At 66.1% G+C, this 15,210-nt stretch carries 17 protein-coding genes, 1 tRNA gene and 2 rRNA genes (1 of these 20 running past the window's edge); 8 read left to right on the top strand and 12 right to left on the bottom strand.

All coding sequences use genetic code 11. The features are described from left to right. Positions 1-1,679 (top strand): 23S ribosomal RNA (locus Q0Z83_RS42880); it begins 1,429 nt to the left of the window's first position. Positions 1,680-1,787: 108 nt separating this feature from the next. After that, positions 1,788-1,904, top strand: a 5S ribosomal RNA gene (gene rrf / locus Q0Z83_RS42875). Between the two features lie 222 nt (positions 1,905-2,126). Here the strand turns inward: rrf and Q0Z83_RS42870 are convergent. The 7 genes from Q0Z83_RS42870 to Q0Z83_RS42840 form a co-directional block, all read right to left on the bottom strand. Beyond that, positions 2,127-3,338, bottom strand: coding sequence for a phytase (locus Q0Z83_RS42870; protein ID WP_317789179.1), 1,212 nt, complete (start codon positions 3,336-3,338; stop codon positions 2,127-2,129). 259 nt (positions 3,339-3,597) lie between these two features. Further along, on the bottom strand, positions 3,598-4,515 hold the full coding sequence (locus Q0Z83_RS42865; RefSeq protein WP_317789178.1) for a SpoIID/LytB domain-containing protein: 918 nt from the start codon (positions 4,513-4,515) through the stop codon (positions 3,598-3,600). After that, positions 4,512-5,396 carry a peptidase inhibitor family I36 protein gene (locus Q0Z83_RS42860; protein WP_317789177.1) on the bottom strand — a complete coding sequence of 295 codons (885 nt, stop codon included), beginning with the start codon at positions 5,394-5,396 and terminating at the stop codon, positions 4,512-4,514. Before Q0Z83_RS42860 ends, Q0Z83_RS42865 begins: the two co-directional genes overlap by 4 nt. Before the next feature lie 40 nt (positions 5,397-5,436). Next, entirely contained in the window at positions 5,437-6,300 is an 864-nt protein-coding gene (locus tag Q0Z83_RS42855; protein WP_317789176.1) for a peptidoglycan-binding domain-containing protein, read from the bottom strand. Positions 6,301-6,433: 133 nt separating this feature from the next. After that, the gene (locus Q0Z83_RS42850; protein WP_317789175.1) at positions 6,434-7,237 is read right to left on the bottom strand and encodes an NBR1-Ig-like domain-containing protein; all 804 of its coding nucleotides are present in this window, start codon (positions 7,235-7,237) and stop codon (positions 6,434-6,436) included. A 162-nt stretch (positions 7,238-7,399) separates the two neighbouring features. Continuing rightward, positions 7,400-7,819 carry a hypothetical protein gene (locus tag Q0Z83_RS42845; protein ID WP_317789174.1) on the bottom strand — a complete coding sequence of 140 codons (420 nt, stop codon included), beginning with the start codon at positions 7,817-7,819 and terminating at the stop codon, positions 7,400-7,402. A 190-nt stretch (positions 7,820-8,009) separates the two neighbouring features. Continuing rightward, positions 8,010-8,552, bottom strand: coding sequence for a DUF4262 domain-containing protein (locus Q0Z83_RS42840; protein ID WP_317789173.1), 543 nt, complete (start codon positions 8,550-8,552; stop codon positions 8,010-8,012). Positions 8,553-8,712: 160 nt separating this feature from the next. Between Q0Z83_RS42840 and Q0Z83_RS42835 the strand changes: the two genes are divergently transcribed. Beyond that, positions 8,713-8,784: transfer RNA gene (locus Q0Z83_RS42835), tRNA-Lys, on the top strand. A 103-nt stretch (positions 8,785-8,887) separates the two neighbouring features. On the opposite strand, the gene Q0Z83_RS42830 is transcribed toward Q0Z83_RS42835, so the two are convergent. Next, positions 8,888-9,142 (bottom strand): hypothetical protein, encoded by a 255-nt coding sequence (locus Q0Z83_RS42830; RefSeq protein WP_317789172.1) that lies wholly within the window; start codon positions 9,140-9,142, stop codon positions 8,888-8,890. A gap of 305 nt (positions 9,143-9,447) precedes the next feature. Here Q0Z83_RS42830 and Q0Z83_RS42825 point away from each other — a divergent pair, with 305 nt between their 5' ends. Beyond that, positions 9,448-10,086: a hypothetical protein gene (locus tag Q0Z83_RS42825; protein WP_317789171.1), complete on the top strand. Its 639-nt coding sequence runs from the start codon at positions 9,448-9,450 to the stop codon at positions 10,084-10,086. A 153-nt stretch (positions 10,087-10,239) separates the two neighbouring features. Next, on the top strand, positions 10,240-10,677 hold the full coding sequence (locus Q0Z83_RS42820; protein ID WP_317789169.1) for a hypothetical protein: 438 nt from the start codon (positions 10,240-10,242) through the stop codon (positions 10,675-10,677). On the opposite strand, the gene Q0Z83_RS42815 is transcribed toward Q0Z83_RS42820, so the two are convergent. Continuing rightward, a complete protein-coding gene (locus Q0Z83_RS42815; protein WP_317789167.1) occupies positions 10,671-11,465 on the bottom strand; it encodes a L,D-transpeptidase family protein in 795 nt (264 codons plus the stop codon). The genes Q0Z83_RS42820 and Q0Z83_RS42815 overlap by 7 nt on opposite strands. Positions 11,466-11,575: 110 nt before the next feature. Here Q0Z83_RS42815 and Q0Z83_RS42810 point away from each other — a divergent pair, with 110 nt between their 5' ends. Next, entirely contained in the window at positions 11,576-12,175 is a 600-nt protein-coding gene (locus tag Q0Z83_RS42810) for a CGNR zinc finger domain-containing protein (RefSeq protein WP_317789166.1), read from the top strand. Between the two features lie 63 nt (positions 12,176-12,238). After that, on the top strand, positions 12,239-13,018 hold the full coding sequence (locus Q0Z83_RS42805) for a zf-HC2 domain-containing protein (RefSeq protein ID WP_317789165.1): 780 nt from the start codon (positions 12,239-12,241) through the stop codon (positions 13,016-13,018). Here Q0Z83_RS42805 and Q0Z83_RS42800 read toward each other — a convergent pair. From Q0Z83_RS42800 to Q0Z83_RS42790, 3 genes are all read right to left on the bottom strand, one after another. Beyond that, entirely contained in the window at positions 13,015-13,248 is a 234-nt protein-coding gene (locus Q0Z83_RS42800) for a hypothetical protein (protein ID WP_317789164.1), read from the bottom strand. The two genes, Q0Z83_RS42805 and Q0Z83_RS42800, sit on opposite strands and share 4 nt — an antisense overlap. Before the next feature lie 59 nt (positions 13,249-13,307). Then, complete coding sequence (mscL, locus tag Q0Z83_RS42795) at positions 13,308-13,760, bottom strand: large conductance mechanosensitive channel protein MscL (RefSeq protein WP_317797282.1); 453 nt, start codon at positions 13,758-13,760, stop codon at positions 13,308-13,310. A 91-nt stretch (positions 13,761-13,851) separates the two neighbouring features. Continuing rightward, positions 13,852-14,205: an STAS domain-containing protein gene (locus tag Q0Z83_RS42790; protein ID WP_093620005.1), complete on the bottom strand. Its 354-nt coding sequence runs from the start codon at positions 14,203-14,205 to the stop codon at positions 13,852-13,854. Between the two features lie 167 nt (positions 14,206-14,372). Between Q0Z83_RS42790 and Q0Z83_RS42785 the strand changes: the two genes are divergently transcribed. Next, complete coding sequence (locus tag Q0Z83_RS42785; protein WP_317789162.1) at positions 14,373-15,209, top strand: STAS domain-containing protein; 837 nt, start codon at positions 14,373-14,375, stop codon at positions 15,207-15,209. Position 15,210 lies beyond the last annotated feature (1 nt).

The raw sequence follows: 15,210 nt of genomic DNA, 5'->3' as shown, positions 1-15,210 counted from the left end.
TCCAGGGCCAGGCTAATCCGCCCTGGGTGAGTCGGGGCCTAAGGCGAGGCCGAGAGGCGTAGTCGATGGATAACGGGTTGATATTCCCGTACCCGCAAAGAAGCGCCCAAGACGAACCCATCTGTACTAACTACGCAAAGCCGGCGAGGACTTCGGTCTGAGTCGGTGGAGTCTAGGACCTTGGGTGGTAGTAGTTTAGCGATGGGGTGACGCAGGAAGGTAGATGATCCCGGCCGGTGGTTGTGCCGGGGTAAGCGTGTAGGCCGTACCGTAGGCAAATCCGCGGTGCATGTAGGCTGAGACGTGATGCCGAGCCGTTCTGGTGAAGTCATTGATCCTATGCTGCCGAGAAAAGCCTCTAGCGATGTTTCGAGCGGCCCGTACCCGAAACCGACACAGGTGGTCAGGTAGAGAATACCGAGGCGACGGGTGAACTGTGGTTAAGGAACTCGGCAAATTGCCCCCGTAACTTAGGGAGAAGGGGGGCCGGACGCGTGAAGCCCCTTGCGGGTGGAGCGTGGTATGGCCGCAGAGAGCAGGGGGAAGCGACTGTTTACTAAAAACACAGGTCCATGCCAAGTCGTAAGACGATGTATATGGACTGACGCCTGCCCGGTGCTGGAACGTTAAGGGGACCTGTTAGCTCTTCGGGGCGAAGCGGAGAACTTAAGCGCCAGTAAACGGCGGTGGTAACTATAACCATCCTAAGGTAGCGAAATTCCTTGTCGGGTAAGTTCCGACCTGCACGAATGGCGTAACGACTTCCCCACTGTCTCAACCACAGGCCCGGCGAAATTGCAGTACGAGTAAAGATGCTCGTTACGCGCGGCAGGACGGAAAGACCCCGGGACCTTTACTATAGCTTGACATTGGTATCCGAATTTAATTGTGTAGGATAGGTGGGAGCCGGTGAAGCTCGGACGCCAGTTCGGGTGGAGGCATTGTTGAAATACCACTCTGTTGGGTTTGGGTATCTAACTTGCGGCCCTGATCGGGTCGAGGGACAGTGTCTGGTGGGTAGTTTAACTGGGGCGGTTGCCTCCTAAAGGGTAACGGAGGCGCCCAAAGGTTCCCTCAGCCTGGTTGGCAATCAGGTGTTGAGTGTAAGTGCACAAGGGAGCTTGACTGTGAGACTGACGGGTCGAGCAGGGACGAAAGTCGGGACTAGTGATCCGGCACTTGCGTGTGGAAGCGGTGTCGCTCAACGGATAAAAGGTACCCCGGGGATAACAGGCTGATCTTCCCCAAGAGTCCATATCGACGGGATGGTTTGGCACCTCGATGTCGGCTCGTCGCATCCTGGGGCTGTAGCAGGTCCCAAGGGTTGGGCTGTTCGCCCATTAAAGCGGTACGCGAGCTGGGTTTAGAACGTCGTGAGACAGTTCGGTCCCTATCCGCCGTGCGCGTTGGATACTTGAGAAGGGCTGTCCCTAGTACGAGAGGACCGGGACGGACGAACCTCTGGTGTGCCAGTTGTTCCGCCAGGAGCATGGCTGGTTGGCTACGTTCGGAAGGGATAACCGCTGAAAGCATCTAAGCGGGAAGCTCGCTTCGAGATGAGGTATCCCACCACCTTGAGTGGGTAAGGCTCCCAATAGACTATTGGGTTGATAGGCCGGAGATGTAAGCACGGTAACGTGTTGAGTTGACCGGTACTAATAGGCCGAGGGCTTAACCACCCTATACATTGCGCTTGCGTCCACTGTGTGATTCACAGCAAACGAACGACCACCCTGAGGCTTGAGAGAGTCTGAAGGTTGCTGGTTGTACGTGAAGCTGATGGCTGTTTCGGTGGTCATAGCGGAGGGGAAACGCCCGGTTACATTCCGAACCCGGTAGCTAAGCCCTCCAGCGCCGATGGTACTGCACTCGGGAGGGTGTGGGAGAGTAGGACGCCGCCGGACTCATCGTATGGAAAGGCCCACCCGGAAACGGGTGGGCCTTTCTGTGTTTTCCGGGGTGTTTTCTCGGGCTTGCCGGGGCACGGGACGGGCTGACGGCCGGCGGTCGCGGCGCAGCCGGGGGCTGGGTGGTCTGCGGTTGTGGGAGTCGTGGCACGTATCAAATCCGGGTTTTGAAAAGGCCGGACCCCTCCGAATGGAGAAGCCCGGCCTGGTTTTTCTGCGTCAGGACGGCAGGCCCAGAGAACGCCAGTCGACGAATTTGAAGTTGGTGCTGGTGCGGTCGTCGTTCGGGGTGTTCTCGCCGTCATGGAGGACCAGGAGGCCCTTCGGGTAGCCGGGGAGGGCCACCGCGGTGACGGCGGCGCCGTCGGAGTGCTGGACGCCGTCCGCGTTGCGACCGTCGGTGACCGAGAAGATGGTCAGCGGCTTGTTGGTGCGTCGGTCGTAGACGAAGAAGCGGCTGTCGCCCTGACTGGAAACGATCAGGTAGCCGCTGCGTTTGCCGGTCGGGTAGACGGTGGCGCCCTCGACGTCGGCGGTGATGCGGCCGCCGTAGCCGTTGACGTACTCGACGGTGCATTCCTCCGTCTCCGGGTCGTAGGTGGCGGGCTGGCCGAACTCGCGGACCCGCTCGACCACCCGCGGGATGCTGCTGAACGTGCCGCCGGCCAGGTTGATGCGCCAGAGGGCGACGTCCTCCTGGGCGGCGTAGAGCACGCCCGCCTCGGCGTCCACGACCATGCCCTCGACCTGCGGGTCCTCGCCGGGCTCGAGGCACGGCGTCCAGCGCTCGCCGTTCGGCAGGCGGAACTCGCGGGGCAGATCCAAGGTGTCCGTGGTGCGGTAGGTGACCTTTCCGTTCTTCTCCTCGAGTCGGAAAATACCCAGCCGCGTGCTGTGCCGGCGGCTCACCACCGCGTAGCGGTCGTAGACGGCGATGCCGTAGCCGGTCGCCTGCTCCTCGACCTCGGCCTCGTCCTTCGAGAAGAGCAGCGGGACGTCAGCCGAGGTGATGTCGGTGAGGCCGTTCGCTTCGATCTTGTAAATGCGCAGCTTGTCGAGGCCGCGGTCGGTGACCACGGCGATGTCGACCTTCTTCTTGCCGAGTTTGAAGCCGGAGAGCACGTCGACGTTGTTGAAACGGCCGCCCTCGGGCGTGGCGATCGACTGGACTTCGCGGCCCTTGAGGTCGTAGACGCGCAGACCGCCGTTCTTGGCGGTGCCGATGACCAGGCTGCGGCCCCGATCGGCCGGGTTGATCCAGATGGCGGGGTCGTCGGCGTCAGCGTCACCGCCGGCCTCGTCGTCGAAGAGGCTCGGAGTCTCGATGGTGGCGGTGATCTGCCGCGGTGGACGCTCGGCCGCATACGCCGGGAGACCGGCGGCGAGAGTGGTCAGCGCGACGAGCGCGGCGATGCCGGTGGTTCGTTGCATGACCGGTGACGATTCCCGATCCACCTGACCAGGGGGTGGCTGATTGTTTAACACCGAATCCCCCGTTACCTATCCGTGACCGAGAATCACGACGGAAATCGTCGCTCTTCGCATCGCGCCTGATGACGGATTGAACAGTAGCCGAGGGGTGGTAACAAGAGATCCGCTGGATGAGCCTCCCGATCGTGATCGTTCCGGTTCCGGAATGCCGTGCCGCCCGCCGTGGATGCACGGCGGGCGGCACGGTCGACACGTCACGTCAGGAGAGGACCACGTCGCTGTAGTAGTGGCGCAGAATCGCCTGATGGCTCCGACCCGCGTTGGCCAGGTCACGCGAGCCGTACTGGGACAGCCAATCCCCGTCCACCCAGCCGCCGCACGCCGTGGTGGTCGCGCAATAGTGGGCCCGCAGGATGCTGCCGTTCCGGGTCATCCGGGTCGACCAGGTGCGGTCCACCGCGGCCGACGTCGCGGACTGTGCCGACGACGGCTTGTAGACCTGGTCGTTGGTGTTGTCCGCCACGTCGTAGCACTGTCCGCCGGGGGTCTTCCGGGTCGAGTGCAGAGCCCAGTACCAGGCGTAGCTCTTGACCGCCACGGCGCCGGCCTCCAGCGAGGCGTCCGGCCAGCTCGTCACCCATTCGTTCGGGAGGACGTTCTTGACGTACGTCTTGAAGTCGACCCGGTCGACCCGGCCCAGACCGACCCGGTAGACCAGGATGTCGGTCGGCAGTTTGCTGTTGGTGCCGTCCGTGGTGCAGCTCGTCGAACCGCCCAGGAACTGGTGCGAGGCGTTGTTGTTCTTCAGCGTGGCGTTGAGATTGCCTTTTGCGCCGGCCGCGAAGTCCTGCGCCGTACCGCCGAAATTGCTGTTGAAGTAGACCCGCACGGTCTTGCCGGTGCGGTTCCAGACCGAGGCGGCGTTGTTCTTGACGCAGACGCCCTGGCCGTTGCCCGCGCCCTTGAATTCGTAGCAGGACGGCTGGGTCGCGCCGTAATCCTCGATCGACTCGTCGAAATCCGAGACCGAGCCGGTCTGGCCACTGTTGTAGTAGTAGCAGAATTCGCCGCTGTCGCAATCGCCGTCGCGGTCGGCGGCGTAGGCCGCGCCAGGCACCACCGCGACGCCGGCGACCACTGCCACCAGAACCGCCAGAATGTTCTTCAGGGCTTTCACTTCTCGTTGTATCCCTGCGAGTGCCAGAACGCGGTCGGGTCCGGGTTGTCGAGAACCGGGTCGCCGACGCTGACCGCCGCATGGGTCTGCCGGCCGTTGCGGACCTCGACGTGCGTGTGCGCGGCCGAGCTGGACGACACCCCGCGCCACGACTCGTCAGCGATGAGTTCGCCCTTGCTGATCGCGTCGCCCACGGTCACCGCCGCCTTCGGTGCGGTGTGCAGGTAGATCACCGTCTTGTTCAGCGAGGAGTTGTAGACCGAGATCGTCGACAGCCCGCCACTGCCGGTGGCTCCGCGGGCGACGTAGATGACGGTTCCGGACACCAGGGCGTGCACGTCCGAGCCGATGCTGCGGGCGAAGTCGATTCCCTCGTGCCGTCCCGGAGTGCTCTCGTAACCGTCGAACGCGGCCGTCACCTGGCCGCCGCTCGCCTTGTACAGCGCGTCCGACATGTCCGTGCGGGACGACGGTGCGAACTCGTGCGAGGCGTTGTTGTTCTTCAGCGTGCTGTTGAGGTTGCCCTTCGCCCCGGCCGCGAAGTCCTGGTGGGCTCCGCCGAAGTTGCTGTTGTAGTAGACGCGCACAGTGCTGCCCGTGCGGTTCCAGACCGAGGCGGCGTTGTTCTTGACGCAGACGCCCTGGCCGTTGCCCGCGCCCTTGAACTCGTAGCACTCCGGCTGGGTCGCGCCGTAATCGTTCTCCGAGGCGGCGAAGTCCGAGATGGACCCCGCCTGGTCGCTGTTGTAGTAGTAGCAGAATTCGCCGCTGTCGCAGTCGCCGTCACGGGCCGCCGCCGATGCCGGCGACGAGAAACCCAGGACGGAGGTGGCCACGGCGAGCGCGGCACCGGCGACGGCCAGGCCTTTACGGATGTTCATGGTGTCCTCTCACGGACGTCGAGGGATGGTGGTGGGTCGGTCACCGCGTGCGCTGGTACTGCTCCCAGGTGCGGATGGTGACCTTGGGGCCGTCGTCCGGGCCGCGGTCGGCCAGGCCGTTGAGGCCGAGGTAGTAGTCGCCGACCTGGTGCTGTGCCTGGGTGGACAGGTCGGTGTCGTTGATCGCCGCAGCGTGGATGTGCCATGGCCAGTCGCCCTGGCTCGGGCTGCGGACCCAGGCGGCGAAGCCGACCTGACGCAGAGCCTTCGCGACCGAGGTGCGCTTGGCCGCGGTCATGCCGGTGACCGAGATGTCGACGACACCACCGCCGTCGTGCGTGCCGGCCGAGGTCGGGTCACCGCCGGGGTTGTACGAGCCCTGGTCGAGCACCAGCCTGAAGCCGAGCAGCCGCTCCGCCTCGGTGAGCATCGACTGGGTACGGGCGTTGACGACGTACCCGTCACGGGAGACCTTCGCGCCGGGCCCGATCGTGTTGCCGACCGTGTACCGGTCCTGCCCGAGTCTCGTCAGCGACGTCAGGCCGGGTAGCCCGTTCGCGTCCAGGCCGCTGTAGCCGAGCGAGCGCTGGTAGGCCGCGTACGCGGACACGGTCTGGGTGCCGAAGTAGCCGTCCACCCACTGTGCGGCCAGCAGATTCCTGGCCTGGAGTGCCTGTTCGACGGCGAGGACCGAACTCTTCGCGCCGGGTGTCAGGGTGTCGTCGGCGCGGCGGGGGTCGATCTGGGCGGCCAGGACGGTCGCCTCCATGTCCACGACCGGCCGGGCGGCCGTGGTGAGGGTGTGTTGCGCTGCGCTGTCGGATGTCCCGGCCCACGCTGGGGCCGGGAGGCCGACGGCCATGCAGAGCGTCGCGAGCCCGAGGGCTAACCGCGGACGGCGCATGGTCGAACCTCCTCGAAGGTGATGAGTCGCGTTCGGAACGGACATCACCTTGCGAGAAGGGATCTAGTGTTCGGTACCCGTCTTTCCTGTCAGATCCGGCAGGGTGCCGCTGACCTCGGTGAATGCGGTGTTGTCAGATGACGTTGACCAGGAAATACACGGGCCGGCGGCTGGGGAAGAACGGCTGCCCGTTCTCGTCGACCATCTTCCAGCTCACCATGCACTTTCCGGGGCTGCTCGGCGCGACCACCGGAACGGTGATCATCACCTGGTCGCCGGGCGGTGTGTCACCGATCGGCACCCGGTCCGGGACCTGACAGCCGCCCTCACCGTTGGGGCTCGTCGGTGCCAGGAATCGCTTGTGCCAGGCGACCGTGCCCACGTTCGCCAGCGCCCAGACCTTGTCGAACCGCTGGTTCACCTTCACCTTCGCGCCGTCCGGGAACGTCACGTCGCCGACGAATCGGCTGGAGTCGCCGGGGATCAGCGAATCGGAGAAGCTCGCCGACGGAGACGGGGCCGCCACGGCGCCGTCCGCGCTCGATACCCGGAATCGGACGACGACGCCCACGGCGGCGAGGGCCGTCACCACCGCCGCGGCTCCGGCGGCGATCCAGCGGAAGCGGCGCGGTGTGCGTCGAACCGCCGGCACGGTCGGCACCGCGGCTTCCTGGGGCGCCGGGTCGTCCTCGTTTCGTTGCTGGGCGTCGTCCCAGAGCTGTCGCCACCGGGTCTCGTCGGCCTCGCATGCCCGGACGAACTCCCGTGTGGTCTCCCATGAGGGGAACCTGGTCCCGGCGGCGGCCTCGTGCAGTGTGGTGTGCGAGATCCGGCCCGATCGCCCGGCCATCGTCCGGAACGACGGGTTGCCCACGCCGGCCCGTAACTCCCGCAGCTGTTCGGCGAACTTCGCGGTGGCGGCACGCTGGTCTTCCATCCAACCCCCATGTCCGGACGTCTTCGTCAGGCGCTGTCAGAGCGTGTTAGAGGGTACCGAATACGGTTAGTCGACCATCAATGCGATCAGAGGTGAGCTATACGACAAAGGGTGGCCGCTCCAGCGGAGCGGCCACCCGGTTCAGGTTTGGTCAGTCTGGGATCAATCGCAGTAGCGGAAGGGGCTCTTGTAGACGTTGAGCTGGCCGTTCACCGTGACTTCGCCACCGAACGACACGCATTCGTTCCGGGCCGACAGGTAGATCGGGCCGGCGTAGTACGCGTAGTTGCCGGGGTCGACCTTGACGTCGTCACGGGTCTCGAGGACCGCTGAGACGTGCGTCTTGGTGCCGAGGTTCTTCTGCTTCAGGCTCACCACGCAGTTCTTGCCGTTGCCGCTGTTGTAGAGCAGGTAGATGTACGCCCGACCGTCGTCCTTGAAGTAGTCGACGATGCCGTACCCGGACCCGCAGAGCGCGGATGCCGAGTACGGGTTGACGTCGGCGGCGGATGCCGGGGCGGGGTGGGCGACGATCGCGGTGACGCCGGCGACGAGCGCTGTGGCGAGCCTGGTCTTCAACATTTCTCCTCCGGTGTGAGCGTTACGGGAACGCTCGGCCACTGTGGGAGAACGGACGTGCTGTTCGGTACCCCGTCAACCGTGTCAGATCGGTCTGACAGGCGATGCGCTCGGCAAACTTCGGGTGTAACGAATCCGGGGTGACGAGGTCGCTGACAACATCAGGCCGCTCGGGAACTCTGCAGGGCAGACCCTAGATGTCCTGGGTCCACACGCCTTGGACGTGCTCGGTGGGCGCGAGCCAGAGGTGTGGCTGGGCGAGGCTGCCGGTGTCCCACGGGAGACCGCCGTTCCGGTCCGGCCAGACGACCTCGAGGAACGGGATGGGTGGATGCCGGTAAAACCAGATGGCTTGGCCGAAGAAGGCCCGATACCAGGTCGGCTCGACGGCCCTCAGGTACAACGGGTAGCCGTTGACGACATCATCATGGGACTGACCGTCGGCAAGTCCGTCCCGTTTTGCGAGGATGTTCAGGCAGGACTGCATGACGCGCAGGTCGAGTCCGAACATCGCCAGCTCCGGCCCGCCCCGGCTGTGCCATCGGCCGATCGTGTACGACCAGCCCGGCCCCTGCTCATCGGCAGCGACGCCGGTGACGCTCCACTCGAACTTTTGCACATTGCCGATCACGTCCTGGTCGGTCGCTTCGTAGTCCTGGCGATCGCCGTAGTCGTGACAGATGACGCAGCGGCAGATCCGCGAAGCCTCGAACACCTGCCGAGCGTATTCGATCACGGTCGTACGTCTGTCAGCGACGTGCTTTGCGTAGGGGTGGGTGGCGGGTTCTGCCGGGCCGTTGGTTTTGACCACCGAGATGGGCTTTGGACTGCGGAAACACGTGCTTTGGGGTATCCCGGTGGGCTTCAAGGTCGCACGCCGGTACTCTGTCTGCTGCGGGCTGCTAGCTCAATGGCAGAGCTGTGGACTTTTAATCCATAGGTTCAGGGTTCGAGTCCCTGGCGGCCCACTGTTTTGACTGGTCAGCATCGGGTTTTCGGTGCTGACCAGTTCTGTGTCCGGGGCGGCACGGCAGCTCGCGTTCGGGAGGTGCTGTGCGGGTCGGCTCTGTTTCAGTCCAGGGCCAGCATCCATTCCAGGCCCTGACGGGCGGTGTCGATGCCCGGCTCGCGGGACTGGGCGGTGAAGACGAGCATGCGGCCACCCTGGCGCGGGAGTAGATAGTGACCCTGCCACCACTGTTCGCCCTCGTGCTCGTATGCCAGCTCGATGACCTGCACGTCATTGCGCATCGTGCGGCGCTCGACGACCGTCTGGCCCGCGGCGATCAGTGTCTCCGGGTCGACGGCATGGGCCGAGCCCTGCACGGAGATCGACGCGTCATGCTCGCCGACCAGGCAGTACGGCGTCGGGCGCCGCGTCGGAACGCGCGAACGTGTACGGCCAATACGGCACCAGCACCACGCCGTATCCGGCGAGGCGGGCCATGACGTGTCCCATGCACGCGCACTGTAGTCAGAGCAGCCCAGCGCTGGTGCACGAGCCCTGCGGATCCACGCGAAGCGAGTTCCGGTGGCGGAGATCGCCGGGTTTCGGCACCGGCGAGGAGATCGTGTAGAGGTTTCGTGTACGGCCTTCCGTGGGGCGCGACGGCGAGTGCAAGGTCCTCGCCATGGACTTCCAGTGGGATCCGGTCGATCAACCGACCGAGCCGTCCGCGACGGCGGCGTGGAGCGGGCGCGGCCTGCTGCAGGCCGTCCTGAGTTGTGCCGGTTGGCTGCTGCTCATTCCCGTCTGGTGGCTGGCTGAGACGCCTCTGCTCGTCGGTTCGTTCGTCGGCTGGGGGATCTCGTGGGTGGCTCTGTCGTTCGCCGTACTCGTCTCGATCGCGGCGATCCTGATCGCCTGTGTACGCCGTTCCTTCGGAGTCGCCGTGGTGAGCTTGAGCCTGGCCGTTGCCGCCTTCGTCATCGTCTCGCGGCACGATTCACCGGCCTACTCCGTCGACTATCGGTATCGGCTGCATCGGGCTGCGCTCGCCGAACTGGCCCAGGACTACCGGGCCGGTCGCTTGGACGGCGGGCTGCCGGCCGTGCCGGCCGACCTGCGCTCCCTGTGCCCGTCCGGGTTCGCGTACGCCAGTCCGACCGAATTGTTCGTGCAGCTATGGGAGAACTGGCGACACGAGTCGGGCACGGGTCTCGCGTACTTCGCCGACCCGCCCACCGAAAAGTCGGTCGTCAACACCGCCGATGGCGACCAGGGGTATCCGCGACGAGAGGTGGGCGACGGTTGGTGGTGGGTGGAGTGAAGCCCATGTTGATCTCATCCGGGACGGCGTGAGACGGACAGGTCGGAAATTTCGGGCTCACCTTTGGGGTGTATTCGCTTGGGGTGTCGGCCTGCGCGTGCCAGGGTCGGAGGCGGGCCGCCAACGGGCGGGCCTACAGATCGGAGAAATGTCTTGTCGGTTTACGACCCTGGGCAGCTTCTGGCCGGCTACCGGTCGATGAGCATGCTGGCCGGCCTCGTCGAGCGAGGTGGCCGCCCGGCCGCGGTGAGCCCGACGGTTCCGCTGTGGGCCGGTGAGAAGCAGTACGGCTGGTTCCCGGTCGACGTCGTCGGAGGCGACCGGCGGCTCGCCGTGGTCACCAACCGTCGCCTGCTGCTGGGCGACGAGTCGTTCGCGCTGCGGACGGTGACCGGACTGCGGCCGCGGCCCGACGAGTGGGCGCTCGCGCTCGACGTTCGCGGGCACGGAACGATGGAGGTCATCGGGCCGTGGGTGCCATGGCTCGGTGTGGTGCTCTGTGCCGAGATCTACGGTGCCGCCTGGCCGCCGGGATACGCACGGATGATTCCGGCGCCGCGACGGGCGAAGCGGCTGGTGACGATTCAGTAGACCCAGACCCGCGTTTTCAGGGGAATGGCGTCGTTCTTCCACAACCAGTTCATCGCGGCGACCGAGACCCGGGCACAACCGTGTGACGCCGGGTAGGGCGGAACGCTCGGGGCGCCGTGCACCGCGATGCCGCCGTTGAAGTATTTGGGACGCCACAACAGGCCCAGCGGGGCGTTGCGCCAGCCGTCGATCTGCCGGCCCACCTTGAACCTCCCGCGCGGAGTGTCGGCCCGGTAGGTCTGGCCCTCCTGCTCGTAATACTCGTTCGAGCCGGTCGACGTGTTGAAGGTCTGGGTGACCCGACCGTCGGTGACCAGGAGCAGCAGCTGTCGTTTCAGATCGATCTCAACCAATGTCCCGGTGGTTGAGCGCGCCTCCGGGCGTACCCCCTCGGTCAAGGCTTTCTGGGTTTTGGGTCCGACCGTGCCGTCGCGGTTGATGCCCGCCGCTTTCTGCACCGCGTAGACCGCCTGCTGGGTGGTCGACCCGAATCTGCCGTCCGCCTTGCCGTTCCAATAACCCAGCTCGGTGAGGCGTTGCTGCAGCGCCAGGACGTCAGCCCCCTTGAGGCCGGTCTTCAGTTTCCGTTTCGGCTCCGGCATGGCCGGCACCGAAGAAACGGTGGGCGCGGGAGCCGGCTGCGACGGCGATCCGGTGGCCGCGGCAGGCGACGACGATGACGGTACGGCCGGAGGCGGCCCCTCCGCAGTCGTTGTCTCCGAATCGCAACCCGCGGCGAGGGACAGCGCCGCCGCGGCCGCGATCGTGATCGCCAGAGCTCTTCGCACAGGTGAAGTCTAGAGACTCATTCACAACCGTCCACCGATGAACGGCAATCGTCCACTCGCGCGGGTGGCGTTCCGGGCGCACAGGAAAAAGAGCCGAGTAGGCTTTGTTTATGTCATGGAAGGCCAGCGCGCGGCACGGCGTACGGGAGGCGCCCGGTGGATTCGCGCTCGTGCAGGAGTTGCTGAACACTCGACCGGCGATGTCCTATGCGCCTGACCTGCTGGCCAGCGTCGAGGACGCCCAGTGGTGGGTGACCGATGCGCTGGGCCTGTGGTCGCACGTGTCGGGGCTGCCGGGCCCGACTCTGCTGCTCTCCGTCGCCGATCTGCGGTCGATGCGCCGACTGCGCACCGCTTTCGAGCATGTGGTGACGGCCGGGGCGAGCCCCGAGGTGGATGAGGCTCTGCTGCCACCGGCCGACGTGCAGGTGAGCCTGGTGCCGGACGGGACGGGCTGGGTGCGGGTGGTGCCGACCGGCCGGGGCGTGCGGTGGCTGGCGTCGGCGCTGTGGGCGGAGGCGCTGCTGGCCCAGCAGGCGGGGATGTGGCCGCGGCTGAAACTGTGCAACAACCAGGCGTGCCGGGCCGCCTTCTTCGACACCTCGCGGAACAACAGCGGCGTCTGGCACGACGTCAGCACTTGCGGCAACACGGCCAACCTGCGCGCTTTCCGGGAGCGGCGCCGGATGCTCGGCCACGAACATCAGTGATGCTCCCGGTCTTTCCGGTGACCCGGCGGGAACTCGGGCGGTCTCCTCGGCGACTATCAGGACATGGCATGTGAGCGGTGGCGCGAGATGCTGTCCGCGCAGCTGGACGGCGAGGACGACCCGGCGATGCGCCCGATGGTGGACGAGCACCTGGCCGGGTGCGCGGGCTGCCGGGACTGGCTGGACCGGGCGGCGGTGGTCAACCGGCTGACCCGGACGGCCCCGGTGCCCGAGGTGCCGGACCTGACGGCCGCGATCCTGGCCGCGCTGCCGGAGCAGCCGCCCGCGCGGCGTCGCCGGCTGCCACGAGTGCCGGTGGCGGCCGTGCTCTACGTGGCCCTGGCTCTGGTCGGTGCGGTGCAGCTGATCCTCGGGCTGACCCAGGTCGGCGGCGGGGCGACCGTGGACCACGCGCACAACGGGCTGGGCGCCACACAGGGGCACCTCTGGCACGAGTCGGCGGCGTGGAACGTGGCGGTCGGTGCCGGTTATCTCTTCATCGCGCTGCGGCGGACCCGGCCGACGGGTCTGGTGCCGATGCTCACCGCATTCGTCGGGATGTTGCTGCTGATCTCGGTCACCGACCTGACCGGTGGTCGCGTGGACGTCGGTCGGCTGGTCGGTCACGGGTTTGTGATCGCCGGATATCTGCTGGTGGTGGCGCTCTCTCGCGGGGTCGGCGGCGGAGAGGTGCGGCCGCCCGGCTCCCGGATGGGGATCGGGTGGCGGGCCCGTTTCGACACCGAGACGCGCGAGGATGCCCCGCGGCCGGGGTTGCGGCTGCTGCCACCGCCGCGCGGCCCGCTGACCGCGCAGCACACGGACGATCACCGGGCGGCTTAACGCTCGGCCGGGCGGACGGACAGCTCGCGCCACTCGTCGGGGCCGGAGAGCAGGGCGCGGACCATGTCGAGAGCCGCGTCCTCGCTGTCGTACTCGAAGAAGTGCGAAACCCCGTCCGAGCCGCCGGCGCGCTGCTCGACATACCACTGATCGCCGCTGGTGCGTAAGTAGACGTCCTTGCGGGCCAGCCGCCCCCACTTGCTGTTCCACCAGTGCTTACGCTGCTCCATCCCGGCACTGTATCGAACATTTGTTCGAACAGTGCCGGGAGGGTGGATCTTTTCGATTATCAGCGGGGCTGGTCGGGGTGGGACCGCTTGAGGACCTCGTCGAGGGCGCTGTTGGGGACCTGGTTGCCCTGGCCACGCAGCAGTGCATCGCGGATCTCGGTGAGCAGCTTGACCTCTTCGCTGGGCGCCTTCGGCGGCGGCTCCTCACCACGACGACGACGCTCGGCCAGCTTGTTGAGCGGCATGACGACGAGGAAGTAGAGGACCGCGGCGGTCAGCAGGAAGGTGATGAGGGTGTTGATGAACGCGGCGTAGGTGAAGACCACACCCTCGGCCGGCTTCCACTCGCCCTTGAGTTCTCCGGTGCCGCCGGAGATCCACTTGATCAGCGGCTCCAGGAACGACTTGGTGAAGCTGGCGACGAGCGCGGTGAACGCGGTACCGATGACGACGCCGACCGCGAGGTCGACGACGTTGCCGCGCATGATGAAGTCTTTGAAGCCTTGGAACATCTTGCCCATGGGCACACTCCTGGGGGCCGGGTTTCAATTCGGCGACGGGGTGCCCGTCACCGGTCGACGACAAACTACGCCGACCGGTGCCTCAGTCGAGGGCAGGCTCGTCGGCGGCGACCGCTTCGTCGACCGTGGGGTAGGTGTGCAGCACCTCGACGAGGCCACTCACCTCGAGGATGCGGAGCACCCCGCGCTGCGGCGCGGCCAGTCGGACGGTGCCGCCGGCATCGTCGGTGCTGTTTTTCGCCCGGACGAAGACCGAGAGACCGGTCGAGTCGCAGAAGGACACCTCAGCGAGGTCGAATACCAAGCGGGTCCGGCCCTTCTCCAGCAGGTCACTGATCTGATCCTGCAGCTGGGGGGCGGTTGCCATGTCGAGCTCGCCAGCGACCGACACGACCACCATGTCGTCACGCTGTTCCGTTTGTACCGTCAGGGACATTCGCCGACCTCCAGTTATTGCTGAACGGTACTCCACGTACCCGGTGACGCGCAGAACGGGACGCGCCTTTGGCTCTCGGTCCGTTACTTGGCTTACAGCAACTATTGGACACCCTGATGGTAAAGTCCGGCCGTTGCGCTGGATCGCTGTAGTTGGGGGAGGCACTGATGCCGCTCAGTCCGGACGAGGCGAGGCGCTTCGCCGAACTGCTGGAGGGGCGGTCCGAGCAGCTGGCGGCCCGCTGGACCGAGTTGGTCGCCGCCGGCCTGCGGGGCCGGTTGAGCAGCGCCGAGCTGCGCCGACAGACCAACGACCTGCAGCGCGGATTCCAGCAGGCGTTCGCCGGTGGGGCCGCCGATCTGAGTCAGGAGGCGAGCGCCGAGCTGCGCGCTCAGCTCAACGAGCTCTCCAGCAACCGAGCCCGGCAGGGGTTCAGCGCCACCGAGACGGCGGTCAGCGTCTACGCGCTCAAGGACGCGACGCTCGAGGTGCTCGGCGACCAGAGTGACGCCGCCACCCTGCGCGACTACGTGGCCTTCTCCGGTTTCGTCGACCAGGCCGCGCTCTTCACCTTCGACAGCTACGTGCGGGTCCGTGAGTCGATCATCGCGGACCAGGCGGAGCAGCTGCTCGAGCTCTCCACACCGGTGGTGAAACTGTGGGAGGGCGTCGTCGCGGTGCCTCTGGTCGGCACCCTCGACTCGGCGCGGGCCCAGGTGGTGATGGAGCGCCTGCTGCAGACTCTGGTGGACACCGGTTCGCCGTACGCGATCATCGACATCACCGGTGTGCCGGCGGTCGACACCCAGGTCGCCCAGCACGTTCTCAAGACCGTGGTGGCGGCCCGTCTGATGGGCGCCGACTGCATCATCTCCGGCATCCGTCCGCAGATCGCACAGACCATCGTCGCCCTCGGCATCGAGTTCGGCGACATCGCGACCAAGGCCTCGCTCGCCGACGCCCTGCGCTACGTGATCAGCCAGAACAAGCGGTCGGGACGCTGAC

It is taken from the genome of Actinoplanes sichuanensis (assembly GCF_033097365.1).
Lineage (GTDB): Bacteria > Actinomycetota > Actinomycetes > Mycobacteriales > Micromonosporaceae > Actinoplanes > Actinoplanes sichuanensis.
The sequence above is the reverse complement of the archived record's forward strand: the minus strand, read 5'-3'. Positions and strand labels throughout refer to the sequence as shown.